This is a genomic window from Ferrigenium kumadai, assembly GCF_018324385.1.
Taxonomy (GTDB): Bacteria; Pseudomonadota; Gammaproteobacteria; order Burkholderiales; family Gallionellaceae; genus Gallionella; species Gallionella kumadai.
Genome location: NZ_AP019536.1, coordinates 384,092 through 398,584 on the forward strand (window position 1 = coordinate 384,092; position 14,493 = coordinate 398,584).

General features: G+C 61.3%; 16 protein-coding genes. 15 read left to right on the plus strand and 1 reads right to left on the minus strand.

Going from position 1 to position 14,493, the window contains the following annotated elements; translation table 11 throughout:
* Positions 1-88: 88 nt before the first annotated feature.
* Genes FGKAn22_RS01755 through FGKAn22_RS01785 form a run of 7 tightly spaced genes read left to right on the plus strand, consistent with a single transcriptional unit; the run spans position 89 to position 6,456 of the window.
* Positions 89-1,045: an agglutinin biogenesis protein MshI gene (locus FGKAn22_RS01755; RefSeq protein ID WP_212786270.1), complete on the plus strand. Its 957-nt coding sequence runs from the start codon at positions 89-91 to the stop codon at positions 1,043-1,045.
* Positions 1,042-1,683, plus strand: coding sequence for a PilN domain-containing protein (locus tag FGKAn22_RS01760; RefSeq protein ID WP_212786271.1), 642 nt, complete (start codon positions 1,042-1,044; stop codon positions 1,681-1,683). The genes FGKAn22_RS01755 and FGKAn22_RS01760 overlap by 4 nt, the downstream gene beginning before the upstream one ends.
* Complete coding sequence (locus tag FGKAn22_RS01765) at positions 1,680-2,372, plus strand: agglutinin biogenesis protein (protein WP_246487437.1); 693 nt, start codon at positions 1,680-1,682, stop codon at positions 2,370-2,372. The genes FGKAn22_RS01760 and FGKAn22_RS01765 overlap by 4 nt, the downstream gene beginning before the upstream one ends.
* Positions 2,357-2,782 (plus strand): hypothetical protein, encoded by a 426-nt coding sequence (locus FGKAn22_RS01770; RefSeq protein WP_212786272.1) that lies wholly within the window; start codon positions 2,357-2,359, stop codon positions 2,780-2,782. Before FGKAn22_RS01765 ends, FGKAn22_RS01770 begins: the two co-directional genes overlap by 16 nt.
* Entirely contained in the window at positions 2,779-4,485 is a 1,707-nt protein-coding gene (locus FGKAn22_RS01775) for a secretin N-terminal domain-containing protein (RefSeq protein WP_212786273.1), read from the plus strand. Before FGKAn22_RS01770 ends, FGKAn22_RS01775 begins: the two co-directional genes overlap by 4 nt.
* A 1-nt stretch (position 4,486) precedes the next feature.
* Complete coding sequence (locus tag FGKAn22_RS01780) at positions 4,487-5,443, plus strand: ExeA family protein (protein WP_212786274.1); 957 nt, start codon at positions 4,487-4,489, stop codon at positions 5,441-5,443.
* A complete protein-coding gene (locus FGKAn22_RS01785) occupies positions 5,440-6,456 on the plus strand; it encodes a tetratricopeptide repeat protein (protein WP_212786275.1) in 1,017 nt (338 codons plus the stop codon). The genes FGKAn22_RS01780 and FGKAn22_RS01785 overlap by 4 nt, the downstream gene beginning before the upstream one ends.
* Before the next feature lie 18 nt (positions 6,457-6,474).
* Here FGKAn22_RS01785 and FGKAn22_RS01790 read toward each other — a convergent pair whose 3' ends face one another.
* On the minus strand, positions 6,475-7,194 hold the full coding sequence (locus FGKAn22_RS01790) for a ComFC family protein (protein ID WP_246487438.1): 720 nt from the start codon (positions 7,192-7,194) through the stop codon (positions 6,475-6,477).
* A gap of 52 nt (positions 7,195-7,246) precedes the next feature.
* Between FGKAn22_RS01790 and bioB the strand changes: the two genes are divergently transcribed.
* From bioB to FGKAn22_RS01830, 8 genes are all read left to right on the plus strand, one after another.
* Complete coding sequence (bioB, locus tag FGKAn22_RS01795; protein WP_212786277.1) at positions 7,247-8,242, plus strand: biotin synthase BioB; 996 nt, start codon at positions 7,247-7,249, stop codon at positions 8,240-8,242.
* An 86-nt stretch (positions 8,243-8,328) separates the two neighbouring features.
* Entirely contained in the window at positions 8,329-9,483 is a 1,155-nt protein-coding gene (gene bioF / locus FGKAn22_RS01800; RefSeq protein WP_212786278.1) for an 8-amino-7-oxononanoate synthase, read from the plus strand.
* Positions 9,467-10,243: a pimeloyl-ACP methyl ester esterase BioH gene (gene bioH, locus FGKAn22_RS01805; protein WP_212786279.1), complete on the plus strand. Its 777-nt coding sequence runs from the start codon at positions 9,467-9,469 to the stop codon at positions 10,241-10,243. Before bioF ends, bioH begins: the two co-directional genes overlap by 17 nt.
* Positions 10,236-11,105: a malonyl-ACP O-methyltransferase BioC gene (gene bioC, locus FGKAn22_RS01810; RefSeq protein WP_212786280.1), complete on the plus strand. Its 870-nt coding sequence runs from the start codon at positions 10,236-10,238 to the stop codon at positions 11,103-11,105. Before bioH ends, bioC begins: the two co-directional genes overlap by 8 nt.
* Positions 11,102-11,782, plus strand: a complete 681-nt coding sequence (bioD, locus tag FGKAn22_RS01815) for a dethiobiotin synthase (RefSeq protein WP_212786281.1) — start codon at positions 11,102-11,104, stop codon at positions 11,780-11,782. Before bioC ends, bioD begins: the two co-directional genes overlap by 4 nt.
* On the plus strand, positions 11,775-12,485 hold the full coding sequence (locus FGKAn22_RS01820) for a sulfite exporter TauE/SafE family protein (protein WP_212786282.1): 711 nt from the start codon (positions 11,775-11,777) through the stop codon (positions 12,483-12,485). Before bioD ends, FGKAn22_RS01820 begins: the two co-directional genes overlap by 8 nt.
* Entirely contained in the window at positions 12,472-13,062 is a 591-nt protein-coding gene (locus tag FGKAn22_RS01825) for an SCO family protein (RefSeq protein ID WP_212786283.1), read from the plus strand. Before FGKAn22_RS01820 ends, FGKAn22_RS01825 begins: the two co-directional genes overlap by 14 nt.
* A 2-nt stretch (positions 13,063-13,064) precedes the next feature.
* Positions 13,065-14,483, plus strand: coding sequence for a sensor histidine kinase (locus tag FGKAn22_RS01830; protein ID WP_212786284.1), 1,419 nt, complete (start codon positions 13,065-13,067; stop codon positions 14,481-14,483).
* The last annotated feature ends 10 nt before the right edge of the window (positions 14,484-14,493 follow it).

A 14,493-nucleotide genomic window follows, 5' to 3' on the forward strand; every position in this document is an offset into this window, starting at 1 on the left:
AGTCGGGGTTGCCAACCGTCCAGGACGCGGGCGGAGTACCTATAATTTATTGACAACAATGGGTTATTGAATTAACTTCGCGTCGATTATGAAAATTCCGTCGATCTCCAGTCTGTTTGGCCGAAAATCCCGCGATGCGGGGTGGTTTGCCGTCTGCCTGGCCGAGCATGGCGTTTATCTGGCAAAGATCCAATTCGTCGAAACTATGCCCAGGGTATTGCGCTGCGAATACCATGAGACCGGCAAGGTGTCCGCGGACGCACTCGAGCGGTTGCGCCGTGAGACAGGGCTCGATGGCCAGGCTTTTACCACTTTGCTGGCACCGGGCGAATACCAGATGTTGATGGTCGAAGCGCCCAATGTCCCCGCCAGCGAATTGAAGACGGCAATCCGCTGGAAGATCAAGGATGGGTTGAATTTCCATATCGACGACGCGATGGTCGATGTGTTGCAGATACCCGCCAGTAAATACGGTTCTGACCGGCCGACTTCGATGTATGCGATCGCCGCTTCGAATACCACGATCCAGAAACGCATCGAGCTGTTCGAGCATGCAAAGATCCCGCTGGATGTGATCGATATTCCCGAAATGGCGCAGCGGAATATCGCCGCGCTGTTTGAGACGGAAGAGCGGGCGCTGGCGTTGTTGTCGTTCGACGACCGGGGCGGATTGCTGACGTTCTCGGCTGGCGGAGAGTTGTATCTGTCTCGGCGCATCGAAATCAGCGTGGGGCAGTTGCAGGACGCCAACGAGGATTTGCGCGCGCAATACTGCGACCGCGTCGAGTTGGAGCTGCAGCGCTCGCTGGATTATTTCGACCGGCAATTTAACCACCTGCCACTCAGTCGCGTCCTGGTCTGTGCGCCGGATAGCACGCGAGTGGTGGAGTTCCTCGCTTCGGCGGTCGACGCCAGGGTGGAGAAATTGGACCTGTCTCAGGTCTTGGATGTCAGTGCGGTTCCCGCACTCGGCGATAGCGAGTTCGTTTCGTTTGCGTTGCCGGCGCTGGGCGCGGCCTTGCGTCAGGAGAAGCGTGCGCTATGAGCCAGCAGATCAATCTGTTCAATCCGGTCTTCATGAAGCAGCGCAAGTACTTCTCGCTGCTCACCATGCTGCAGGCGCTGGGGTTGATCATGGCGGGCTCGTTGTGTTTTTACGCCTACGCGAATTATCAGGTCAGGCAGCTCGAAAAGCAGGCTGCCGAGAGCGTCAAGGGTTACGAGGCGGAGCAGGCTCGTTTGGTGCGTTTCTCCGCAGAGTTCTCCCCGCAGCTGGCCGGCAAGCAGTTGCAGGATGAGGTGCAGCAAATGGAAAAGCATGTCGCTGACCAGTCTGACCTGATCGAGACACTGAAGTCCGGGGCGGTCGGGAATACCACCGGCTATTCGGAATACCTGCGCGCGTTTGCGCGCCAGGTCGTGCCGGGGGTGTGGTTGACCGGCTTTACTTTGATTGGTGATGCATCGCAGATCAGCCTGAAGGGCGGGGCGGTCAGCCCGGAATCGCTGCCGGTCTATATCCAGCGCCTGAGCAAGGAGCGCATCATGCAGGGCAAGACATTCGCGACCTTGCAGATGCAGCAACCCAAGACAGACGGCGGTGCCGGTGCGGTTTCTCATGGTGCATCGCGCTATGTGGAGTTTGTCTTGCATTCCGCGCCGGAAAGCGAGGCCAAGAAATGATGCGGCGTTACTGGGGACTGGCGAGCGGCAAGATAGATGAGATGTCTTTGCGGGAGCGCGCGCTGATCTTTGCGGCGGCGGCTTTCGTGGCGATATCCACAATCAATGCGGTACTGCTTGACCCGTTGTTGGCCAAGCAAAAAGTATTGTCCTCCCAAATCGTGCAGCAACAGGAGAAAAGGAAAGAGCTGCAGGCGCAAGTGCAAGCCTTGGCACAAGCCAAGCGCGACGACGAGCATTCTCCGTTGCGGCTTCGGCTGGAGCAGCTCAAGCAGCAATTGCAAGAGCAGGATGGATATTTGCAGGGCCTTCAGGACCGTCTGGTCGAGCCCGGCAAGATGGCCGGGCTGCTGGAACAAGTCCTGAACAAAAACGGCAGGCTGGAACTGGTGTCTCTGAACACGTTGCCTGCCGGGTTGTTGATCGAGAAGCCGTTGCCGGATGGAACGCCGGCACAGCCTGCGGCCAAGGATCTGCCCGGGGGGGAGAAGCAGATATTCAAGCATGGCGTGAAAATAACCGTGCGTGGTAGCTATCCGGATCTGCTGCAATATCTCTCCGCGCTGGAGAAGATGCCCGTGCAGATGCTATGGGGTGAGGCGAACCTGAGCGTGGACCAGTACCCGACTGCGACGCTGACACTGACTTTGTATACCCTGAGCTTGGATAAGACATGGCTAACGGTTTGAGCAAACAAAGTGCGCTTCTCGCGCTGATGCTGCCGATTTGCGCATTGGCCGAGGAATTGCCCGACCCGACGCGGCCTCCGGTCGCGATCCTGGCCCCGTCCGCCACCGGCGCGATAGAGGCGCCGGCCACGGGATTGCAGTCTGTCATCATCTCCGGGCATCGCCGTGCTGCGATCATCGACGGTGAAACCGTCGAGTTGGGCAGGAAACATGGCGATGCCAGGTTAATCGAGGTGAACGAAAGCAGCGTAGTGTTGAAGGGGTCTCAAGGCAGGCAAGTGCTGACGTTGTTCCCCGGTGTGAAAATGACCAGCAAGGTAGAAACGAAAGCAAAACCGCCAGTGGCGGCTGACAAGGTGCAGTCCGGCAAGCATAAAACCAAACCGGTCGCACGCAAGGAGGGAAAATGAGGGCATTGTTATGGTTAAGCGCGGGGCTGCTGTTGGCGGGCTGCGCGGTTCCGGCGGGTAAGAGCCAGACGGCGGATGTCATTCAGCGTGAAATGAACCAGGCAGTGCAGGACAGCACGCAGTCTAAAGCCGATGCGGTGAACAACGCCTTGTTGCCGCCGCTGGCGGCCGCCATGCCCAAACTGGAGAACAAGCCGCTGGAAACCAAGTTCGACCTGTCGGTGAACAACACGCCGGCCAGCCAGGTGTTCATGGCCATCGTCTCAGGGACGCGTTACAGCGTGTTGTTGCACCCGGAAGTCGGCGGCAGCATCTCGCTCAATCTCAAGGACGTGACGGTGTTCGAGGCGCTGGAAGCGATCCGCGAGATATACGGTTACGATTACAAGGTCGACGGCTCGCGCATCTACATACAGCCGTTGACCCTGCAGACGCGGTTGTTCCAGGTGAATTACCTGACGGGGCAGCGCAAGGGAGAGTCTGCGCTGCGAGTCACATCTGGCTCGGTATCGGATAATCCGTCCGCAACGTCGGGAACGGCAGGCACTACGACAACCACTTCCAGCACCACTACCCGTGGCCTGGATAGCAGCAAGGTGAGCATGACTTCCAGTGCTGATTTCTGGGAGGAACTGGTCAAGGCGCTGACCGCGATCGTCGGCAACGACAAAGGGCGTAGTGTGGTGGTCAGCCCGATGACCGGTGTGATCGTGGTGCGCGCGATGCCAGATGAGTTGAAGAATGTGGCTGCCTATCTCAAGGCATCGCAGATATCGATCGAGCGACAGGTGATACTCGAGGCCAAGATCGTCGAGGTGCAGTTGAACGACGGCTTCCAGTCCGGCGTGAACTGGGCTGCATTCAAAACCAAACCGGATAGCCGGGTATCGTTCGGCCAGCTTGGGGCCGCTACCACGCTGGCGCCCAATGCTGCGGGTGGTGCCGCGCAATCAATTGGCAACTCGCTGCTGAACGGCGGGGTGGGGGGCGTGACTACTGGCGTGGTGCCCGGATCGAACCTGCTGTCCTCTGCAGCGACAGGCGGGACATTGTTTGGCTTGGCATTCCAGACCAACAACTTTGCCGCGCTGCTGAACTTCCTCGAATCACAGGGCAACGTGCACGTGTTGTCCAGTCCGCGCATCGCTACCCTGAACAACCAGAAGGCGGTGCTGAAGGTCGGGACGGACGAGTTCTTCGTGACCAATGTGACTTCGACCACCACCACCGGCACGGCGACCACCACCACGCCCAGCGTGACGTTGCAGCCGTTCTTCTCGGGTATTGCGCTGGATGTGACGCCGCGCATCGACGAGGACAATGAGATCATCCTGCACGTGCATCCTTCGGTGAGTCAGGTGTCCACGGTGAACAAGACGGTGAATGTCGGCGGCGTGGGCGGAACGCTGAACTTGCCGTTGGCGTCCAGTTCCGTTTCCGAGACCGATAGCATCGTGCGTGCGAGAGATGGACAGATCGTCGCGATCGGCGGTCTGATGCGCCAGGCGACCTTCGACGACCAGTCCGGCTTGCCGGGACTGCCCAAGACGGTGTTCGGCCAGACCAACAAACGCAACGAGAAGCGCGAACTGGTGATCCTGCTGAAGCCCACCGTGGTGGACAACGACAAGGACTGGTCGCAGGACATCACGCAAAGTCGTGACCGATTCAACAGCATGGCGGGTTCCGCCGGCAAACAGTGAGATGTACCTACAGCACTTCGGCCTGCGTGAACCGCCTTTTGGTCTAACTCCTGACACCAGCTTTTTTTTCGCCTGCACCAGCTACCAGGAGGCGCTAAACACCTTGCTGGTGGCGGCGCGCAATGGCGAAGGCTTCATCAAGATCACCGGCGAGGTGGGCAATGGCAAGACGCTGTTGTGCCGCAAGTTCCTCTCCACGCTCGGCCAGGGGCGGCAATCGACCACACTGATCGGCACGCAGGACGAGGCGGCGGATGCGCCTCCCGCGCCGCGCTTTATTACCGCCTACATTCCCAATCCCTATCTCGAACCGCGCAGCCTGTTGCTGGCGCTGGCGGAAGAGTTCCGCGTGCCGCTGGAGAAGGACACCGACCAGCACCAGTTGCTGAAGGGTTTGACGCATGCGCTGCTGGAATGCGCCCGCAACGGTCAGCGCGCGCTGGTATGTCTGGACGAGGCTCAGGCGATGCCGCTGGAAAGCCTGGAGGTGTTGCGCCTGCTGACCAATCTCGAAACCGAAAAGCGCAAACTGTTGCAGGTGGTGCTGTTCGGCCAGCCGGAGCTGAATGAACGTTTGCGTCACAATTCCATTCGCCAACTGCGCCAGCGCATCAGCTTCCAATACGATCTGCGGGGGCTGCTCCGGGATGAACTGGAGCGCTATGTGCGCCATCGCCTGACGGTGGCGGGGTTTGAGGGCGAGACGCTGTTCGGCAAGAGGGCGGTGGGTAAGCTGCACCGCATCACAGGCGGCACGCCGAGACTGGTCAACATCGTCGCGCATAAGTCATTGATGCTCGCCTTCAGCGAAGGCCGGAGTCAGGTACTGGCCAAGCACGTTCGCGATGCGGCGGCCGATACGCCTGAGGTGCGCCGTGACTGGCTGCCCTGGGCGGTGGCATTGTCCGGAGCGGCGCTCATCGCCTCGCTGGCGGCTGCGTGGATGGCCTTGCAATGAGTGTCATCAACCAGGTGCTCAACCAGCTCGAACAGCGCGGGGCGAACACCGCGCCGGAACAGACCATGGTGCGTTCCGTGCCGCCCGCCAGGCGCAGCCTGCTCAAGCCTTTCTTGCTGGTGTTGCTGCTGGCGGCAGTCGGGAGCGCCGCATGGCTGCAAGTCTGGAAACCGGCAGTCGTGTCGCCGAACGTAACACAGCCAGTTACCACGGCAATGCCACCCGATGAGTCAGTGCAAGAGATGGGCCCCGCTTCTCGCCTGAGTTTTGACTTGAGTTCAGTGCCATTGCCGTCAGCCGCTCGCGAGGAAAAAAGCACTGCCGTGTCTCATTCATCTGAGGGAATTCAGACAGCCAACGAGCCAGGCAAACCACGGTTTTTGATAGCCCAGAATGCGCCTGCCGTCGAGGCTGCAGCCGGAGAGTTGCCAGTCAAAAAAGTCAGTCAGGCTCAACAGGCCGACGCGGAATTCCGGCGGGGAATATCACTGATGCAGCAAGGGCGCGTTGCCGAAGCGATTACCGGGTACGAGGCGACGTTGCGGCTGGATGCGGCACACCATGCGGCGCGCCAGGCGCTGGCGGCCTTGTTGCTGGAGGGAAAGCGCACCGCGGATGCAGAACGCGTGCTGCAGGAAGGGCTAAAAGACAGGCCGGAGCAAGCAGGATTCGCCATGTTGCTGGCCCGTCTTCAGGTCGAGCGCGGCGCGGTCGAGCAGGCCGTGGCGACGCTTGAGAATTCCCTGCCGTATGCGGGTAACCAGGCCGATTATCAGGCGTTTGTCGCCGCGATGTTGCAGCGTCAGGGGCGGCACATGGAGGCTGTCAATCACTATCAGCTTGCGCTGCAGCATGCCCCAAGCAATGGCGTATGGCTGATGGGCTACGGCATTTCTCTGCAAGGCTTGCAGCGCAACGCGGATGCCAGGGATGCGTTCAAGCGCGCGCTCGATTCGCAGACCCTCAGTCCGGATCTGCAGAAGTTCGTGCAGCAGAAGCTCAAGGAGCTGTAGAGCTTACTGAGTGGGCTTTTAATGCCTGTGCGGCAGCGTCCGCGCCACCACCCATGCCTCGATCTCGGCCGCGCCGCGTAGCCTGACCGCTTCTGCGAGCGCGTTCAGGCTGGCGCCCGTGGTCAGTACGTCATCTACCAGCACCACGCGTTTGCCGCTCAAATCCACCTCGCAACCAAAGGCGTTGCGCATGTTCTTCTTGCGCGCTTTCCAAGGCAGGCTGGATTGCGGCGCAGTGTCGCGCACGCGCATGCAGGCATGGGGCAACAGTTCGAGGTCGAGTGTGCGGGCGATGGGTGCGGCGAGCAGCAGCGACTGGTTGTAGCCTCGTTCACGCAATTTGGCGGGGTGCAGCGGCATGGGGATGACGCAGTCCGGCAGGCTGTCTCGGGGGATGCGCCGCGCCAGCCTGTCCGCGAAGGCGTGCGCCAGTGCCAATTGTTCGCCGTATTTCATCGCCTGAACCAGTTTGTCGAGCGGGAAGGCGTAGCCGAACGCGGCTACGGTGCGCGTGAACAATGGCGGATGTTTGAGGCAATGCCCGCATAGTTCGCCGGACGGTGTCGGCAATGCGCAAGCCGGGCAGTGCGGCATATCCAGATAGGGCAAGGCATCGTCGCAGGCGGCGCACCACAGGCCGTCCCGGCTCATCTGCCCGCACAGCGCGCAAGGCTGGGTCGGCAGGATGTGCTTAATTTCTGAGCGAATGTTAAGCAAGGCGCTGTGTAAAATTGACAAGCCATTACCCTTTCTAGGATGATGTTGCGTTCCCATGATACCCAGTTAGGCCATGAACACCCAGACCATAGAATTCCTGCGTCCCATCAAGACCAATCCCGACTCTCAACGCTGGAGCGTGGCGGAGGTCGAAGCGCTGTTCAAGCTGCCGTTCTCGGACCTGCTGTACCGCGCTCAGCAAGTGCACCGCGAGCATTTCGACCCGAACGCGGTGCAGCTTTCCACGCTGCTGTCGATCAAGACCGGTGGCTGTTCCGAGGACTGCGGCTACTGCCCGCAATCGGCATTCCACAATGCCGGCGTGGAAAACAGGAAGATGCTGGACGTGAGCGAAGTGGTGAAGGCCGCCAAGGCCGCACAGGATGCCGGGGCTGACCGATTCTGCATGGGCGCTGCGTGGCGCGAGCCGACCGAGGAGGATATGGCCGCAGTCATTGAGATGGTCAAGGAAGTGCGCGCACTGGGCATGGAGACCTGCGCGACATTGGGCATGCTCAATGACGAGCAGACCGAACAATTGCGCGCAGCAGGCCTGGATTACTACAACCACAACCTCGACACTACGCCGGAGTTCTACGGCAACATCATCAGCACGCGCGACTATCAGGATCGTCTCGACACGCTGGAGCGCGTGCGGAAGGCCGGCATGCATGTGTGCAGCGGCGGGATCGTCGGCATGGGGGAGAACCTTACCCAGCGCGCCGGGCTGATTGCGCAACTGGCGAACATGGAGCCGTATCCGGAAAGCGTGCCGATCAACAACCTGGTGAAAGTTGAAGGCACGCCGCTGGCAGGCCAGGAAGACCTCGATCCTCTGGATTTCGTGCGCACCATCGCCGTGGCGCGCATCACCATGCCGACGGCGCGCGTGCGCCTGTCCGCCGGGCGTCAGCAGATGAGCGATGCGGTGCAGGCCCTGTGCTTCCTCGCCGGGGCGAACTCCATCTTCTACGGAGATCAACTGCTGACCACGGGCAACCCCGATGTCGAACGTGACCGTGCGTTGATGGACAAGCTGGGCATGTACCCATTCGCCGAAAGTCATTAAGCGTAGGTCGGATTAGCCAGCCAACCCGACTATGAGATGTCGGGTTACGGCCTGTGGCCTAACCCGACCTACCGGAAACACAATACGTGCCATTCACCCAACTCCAAACCGAACTCGACGAGCGCGCAGCGCAAGGGCTGTTGCGGAGCCGTCGCACACTGGAAAGCCCGCAGTCGCCGCATATCGTGGTGGACGGCAAATCCTATCTCGCGTTTTGCAGCAACGATTACATGGGCCTGGCGAATCACCCTCACCTTATCGCCGCATTGCAGCAGGCTGTATTGCAGCATGGCGTGGGGGCGGGAGCGGCGCATCTTGTGAGCGGTCACAGCGATGCACATCATCGGCTCGAACAGCGGCTTGCATCCTTCGTCGGTAAGCCCGCAGCTCTTCTGTTCTCTACCGGCTACATGGCGAATCTCGGCACGGTTCAGGCACTGGTCGGGCGGGGCGATACGGTATTCGCCGACAAGCTCAATCACGCTTCGCTGAACGATGCGATGCTGCTGTCCCGTGCCGAGGTGAAACGCTATCGTCACGGCGACATCGCGCAACTCGAGCAATTGCTGGAACAGACGAAGAACGGACGCAAACTCATCGTCACCGACACGGTATTCAGCATGGACGGGGACATCGCGCCGTTGCGCGAATTGCTGGCCCTGTGCGAGCGGCATGACGCTTGGCTGTATGTGGACGACGCGCACGGCTTCGGCGTATTGGGAGAACAGGGACGCGGTTCGCTGTCGCATTTCGGCATCGATTCGCCGCGCATCGTCTACATGGCGACGCTGGGCAAGGCGGCGGGCGTGTTCGGCGCCTTCGTCGCGGCGGAGCCCGCAGTCATCGACACGCTGGTCAATCATGCGCACAGTTACGTTTACACCACCGCCACGCCGCCGGCACTGTCCATCGCTTTGCTGGAAAGCGTGAACCTGATCGAGCAGGGCGCAGCGTTGCGCGAGCATCTGCATCGCCTCATCGAAAAGTTACGCGAGGGACTCGCGGACTTGCCCTGGAAGCTGATGCAGTCGGACACGGCGATCCAGCCGCTGCTGATTGGCGACAACCTGCAGGCGTTGAAGTTGAGCGAAGGATTGCGCCAGCGCGGCATCTGGGTCGCGGCGATCCGCCCACCCACCGTGCCTCAGGGCACGGCACGGCTGCGCATCACCCTGTCCGCCGCACACAGCGAAGCGGACGTCGAACGGTTGGCCGAAGCACTGCATGAGCTTGCACGTTGAAGAGTCTGGCAGCGGAGAGCCGCTGCTGCTGATCCACGGCTGGGGCATGCACGGCGGCATGTGGGGCGATGTGGCTAGCAGGCTGGCGCAGGATTTTCGCGTGCTGGTGGTGGATTTGCCGGGGCACGGACGCAGTCCGGGGATCGAGGTTCTCGGATCGAGTTCTGCGCTGGATGCCATCGTCGACGAATTGGCTGAGCGGTTCGACGAGTCGCTCACCGTGTGCGGCTGGTCGCTGGGCGGACAGATCGCGTTGCGCTGGGCGGCGAGCCATCCGCGGCAGGTCAGCCGTTTGGTGATGGTGGCGAGCACGCCGTGTTTCGTGCGTCAGCCGGGATGGGACTGCGCGATGGCGCCGGACACCCTGGCGCAGTTCGCCGCTGCGCTGCAGCGGGATCATGCGGCGACCTTGCGCCGTTTTCTCGCGCTGCAGGTGCGCGGCAGCGAGGGCGAACGCGAGTTGCTGGCGCGGTTGCGCGCAGCCTTGTTCAGCCGCGGTGAACCGGACATGGCTGCGTTGCAGTCCGGGCTGGAGATATTGCGCGACAGCGACCAGCGCGCGGCACTGCCGGAGATCGAGCTGCCGGTGCTGGTGATCGCCGGGGAACGTGATACGCTCACACCGCCGCAGGCTTCTCGATACAGCGCAGAACGCCTGCCCGATGCGCGGCTGGAAATCATCGGAGGGGCGGCGCATGCGCCGTTCCTGTCGCATCCGGAAAAGTTTATGGGAAGTTTGAAGAGTTTTTTGCATGAATGAGTTCGAGATAGACAAGCGCCAGGTGCGCCGCTCCTTCAGTCGAGCGGCAACGGATTACGATGCGGCTGCCGTGTTGCAGCGTGAGGTGTGCTCGCGCATGCTGGAGCGGCTCGATTACGTCAAGCTCCAGCCCTCGCGTGTCCTGGATGTGGGCAGTGGCACGGGATGGGGGACGCGCCAGCTGGCGCAACGCTATCCAGCTGCGCAGATGGTCGCGCTGGATATCGCCATCGGCATGTTGCAGTCCTCGCGCGGACAGGCGGGCTGGTGGCAGAAATTGTTCGGCGGCGCGAAGCAGGGCTATGTCTGCGCTGATGTGGAGGCGCTGCCGCTGGCGGCGAACAGCGTGGAACTGGTGTGGTCGAACCTCGCGCTGCAGTGGTGCAATGACCTGCCGGCGACCTTCGCCGGGCTGCATCGCGTGCTGAAGGCGGATGGGCTGTTGATGTTCAGCACCTTCGGACCGGACACCCTGAAGGAATTGCGCCAGGCATTCCACGGCGTGGACGGGCACAATCACCTCAACCGCTTCGCCGACATGCACGACATCGGCGACATGCTGACGCACAGCGGCTTTGCTGAACCGGTGATGGACATGGAATATCTGACGCTGACCTATGACGACGTGCGCGGTGTGATGTACGACCTGAAACGCATCGGCGCGCATAATGCCACCGGGGGGCGCGGGCAGGGGTTGATGGGCAAGCAGGCCTGGGCCCGTTTGCTGGATAATTACGAAGGGTTGCGCCGCGACGGCAAACTGCCGGCCACCTATGAAGTGGTCTACGGCCATGCCTGGAAGGCACAACCGCGCATGACCAAAGAGGGAGCGGCGATCATCCGGACGCCATTCAAACTATGAGCTATTTTGTTACAGGCACCGATACGGGGGCGGGCAAGACCCTGATTTCTTGCGCGCTGCTGCACGCATTCGCCGTGCAGGGCAAGCGCGTGATCGGCATGAAACCGGTCGCGGCCGGTTGCGACGAGGATGACCAGCACGAGGATGTGGTGCGCCTGCGTGCAGCAAGCAACGTGATTGCCGGCAAGGGGCAGGTCAACCCGTATTGTTTCCCACGACCGGTCGCGCCGCATCTGGCCGCGCGGTTCGTCGGCGTCAGCATCAATTTCTCGCGCATCGTGGAGTCGCTCAGCGAACTGAACGGGATGGCGGACGAGGTCATCGTCGAGGGCGCGGGCGGGCTGCTGGTGCCACTGAATGAAGAACAGGACAGCGCCGACCTGATGGAGGAGATGGGGCTGCCCGTCATACTGGTCGTCGGGATGCGGCTGGGGTGCCTGAACCATGCCTTGCTGACGGTGGATGCGATGAAGTGGCGGGGCCTGAAACTGGCGGGCTGGGTAGCGAATGAGGTGGATGCGGATATGTCGATGCTGGACGAGAACGTCGCCGCGTTGAGGCAACGCATCGCCGCACCTTTGCTGGGTATCGTGCCGTATCTCGCGCAACCCGATGCGCTCGAAGCCGCAAAATATCTTGATCTGAGCTTGCTGGAACAAGCGGAAGCGCATGACTGAATTCAGCATCATCGCGGTGTTTCTGGTCGGGCTGCTGGGAGGCGTGCACTGCCTCGGCATGTGCGGCAGCATCGTCGGCATCTTCACGACGCAGGTGCCGAAAGACGCACCGCGCTGGCCGTTCCATCTGGCTTACAGCAGCGGGCGCATCGCGAGCTACGCGATCGCAGGCGCACTGGCCGGTGCCGTGGGACAGGCCGGTTTGCTGATGCGCGATGCGGTTCCGGTGCAGCACTTGTTGTTTGCACTGTCCAGCCTGATGCTCATCGTCCTGGGGATGTACCTCGCCGGGCTTTGGGGGGCGGCGAGGCAGCTTGAGCGTATGGGGAGCGGTCTGTGGAAACGCCTGCAACCGCTCACCACCAGACTGTTGCCGGTGAACACCGTGCCGCGCGCATTGGGACTCGGGGCCTTGTGGGGCTGGCTGCCGTGTGGATTGGTGTACAGCGTGCTGGTCACCTCGCTGGCGAGCGGCAGCGCATCGCAGGGCGCGATCATCATGCTGGCGTTCGGCCTCGGCACGCTGCCGAACCTGCTGGCGATCGGGTTGTTCTGGGAAAGCATCAAACGCTGGGCGCAGTCGCCGGGCATGCGGCTGACCGCCGGCCTGCTGGTGGCGGGATTCGGTGTGTATGGCCTGATCAAGGTGGGATACACTTTTTACACTTACGGTTGGGCGGGGAGTTGCCATGTGGCTGCGTAATCTGTTCCTGTGCGCGCTGGTCGTCCTGCTTGGAGCTTGCGGCGAACCCAAGCTGCCTTCTCCCTTCCATGCCAGCGAGGTCGGAGCGAAGTTCGCGCAGGCCGATTTTCATCTGACCGATCACAATGGCACGCCGCGCACGCTGGCGGATTTCCGCGGCAAGGCGGTGATGCTGTTCTTCGGTTATACCCATTGCCCGGACGTGTGCCCCACCACGCTGGCCGACCTGGCGCATGTGATGCGCTTGCTGGGCAAGGATGCGGACAGGGTGCAGGTGCTGTTCGTTACGATTGATCCCGAGCGCGACAAGCCGGAGATGCTGGCGCAGTACGTGCCAGCTTTTCATCCATCCTTCCTCGCCCTGTACGGCGATGCACAAGCCACGGCCCAGGTTGCCAAGGCGTTCGATGTGACCTATCAGAAGCAGCCGACCAGCTCCGGCTACAACATGGACCACAGCGCGGGAACGTTCCTGATCGACCCCGCCGGGAGGGGGCGGTTGCTCGCGCCTTATGCGCAGCGCGCCGAATGGCTGGCCGACGATGTGCGCTTGTTGCTGGCGTTGAATCGCAAATGATCATGCAAAAGATTCTCGATTGCTTCTTCGCCATGACCCGCAGCGATATCGATGAGGAGAATTTCCCGATTCGTGCCGAGCAGATCCGTGCTCGCCTGCAAAACTATCCGTTGATGGTGGGCGGGCAGATGCTGCTGGCGCCGTTGCTGTGCGCGCTCATGTGGCAGGCGGTCGATCACGGGACACTGTTGGGATGGCTGGCGCTGGTGTATATCGCGCATCTGGCTGAAATAGGCTATTGGGCCGTTTACCGCAAGGCGAACGGCACGATGGCGGAGTGCAAGCGGTGGCGAACGCGGTTCATCCTGTTCGTCACGGTATTGGGCTCGCTGTGGGGCAGCATCGGTGTTCTGATGTTCGTCCCCGGCGATCTGGCCTACCAGGCGATGCTGATCTGCGTAGTCCTGGGATTGGCCGCGGGAGCGGTGACCGTCAATCCGGTGTTCCCGCCATCCCTGTACATCTACGTTGTCCTGCTGATTCTGCCGGTCACGTTCAGTAGCCTGCTGGTGGCAGATCATCCCCATCTTGTTCTGGCGTTGATGCTGGCGGTGTATCTGGCATTTGTGCTGCGTGCCGGACGCGAAATGGCCGCCACTTTCGAGTTGTCGCTACGCCGGGGGCTGGAGAACGCAAAGCTGGTCAAGCAGCTGACGGAAGAGAAACAGCGCGCCGAAGATGCGCAACGCTCCGCCGAGCAGGCCAACCGGATGAAATCGAAGTTCTTCGCCGCCGCCAGCCACGACCTGCGCCAGCCCATGCACGCGTTGACCTTGTTCGTGGACGTGCTGAAAAACCGCGAACACGATCTGCAGACTACTCACCTGGTCGGACAAGTGGAACAGTCCGTAGAAGTGCTGGGTTCGATGTTCGATGCCTTGCTGGACATTTCCAGGCTCGATGCGGGAGTGGTACAACCTCGCTATGAGCGATTTTCCATCCAGCCGTTGCTGGACCGGATGTATGCCGAATTTTCCTGGCTGGCGCTGGGCAAGGGGCTGCGCTTCGAGATGGCGGACAGCAGTGCAGAGGTTTACAGCGATTCGTTGCTGCTGGAGCGTATTTTGCGCAACCTGATCGCCAATGCGATCCGCTACACCGAGCGGGGCGAAGTGGTGGTGAGCTGCCGGCAAGCCGGCGATGGCCTGCAGATCGAGGTGCGCGACACCGGGATCGGCATTGCGCCGGAGCATTTGCCGCACATCTTCGAGGAGTATTACCAAGTCGGGAACCGGCAGCGCGACCGCAGCAATGGCCTGGGGCTGGGGCTGGCGATCGTGAAACGCCTGGAGCAATTGCTGGGCTACCGGATGACTCTGGATTCAACGCTCGGCGAGGGGAGCTGCTTCGCTTTTGTCGTGCCGCTGGCCGATGCGGCGGCATCTCCTGATGCTATGATTAGCCCCGTCGAATCGGCCTGAGGGGAGGAAG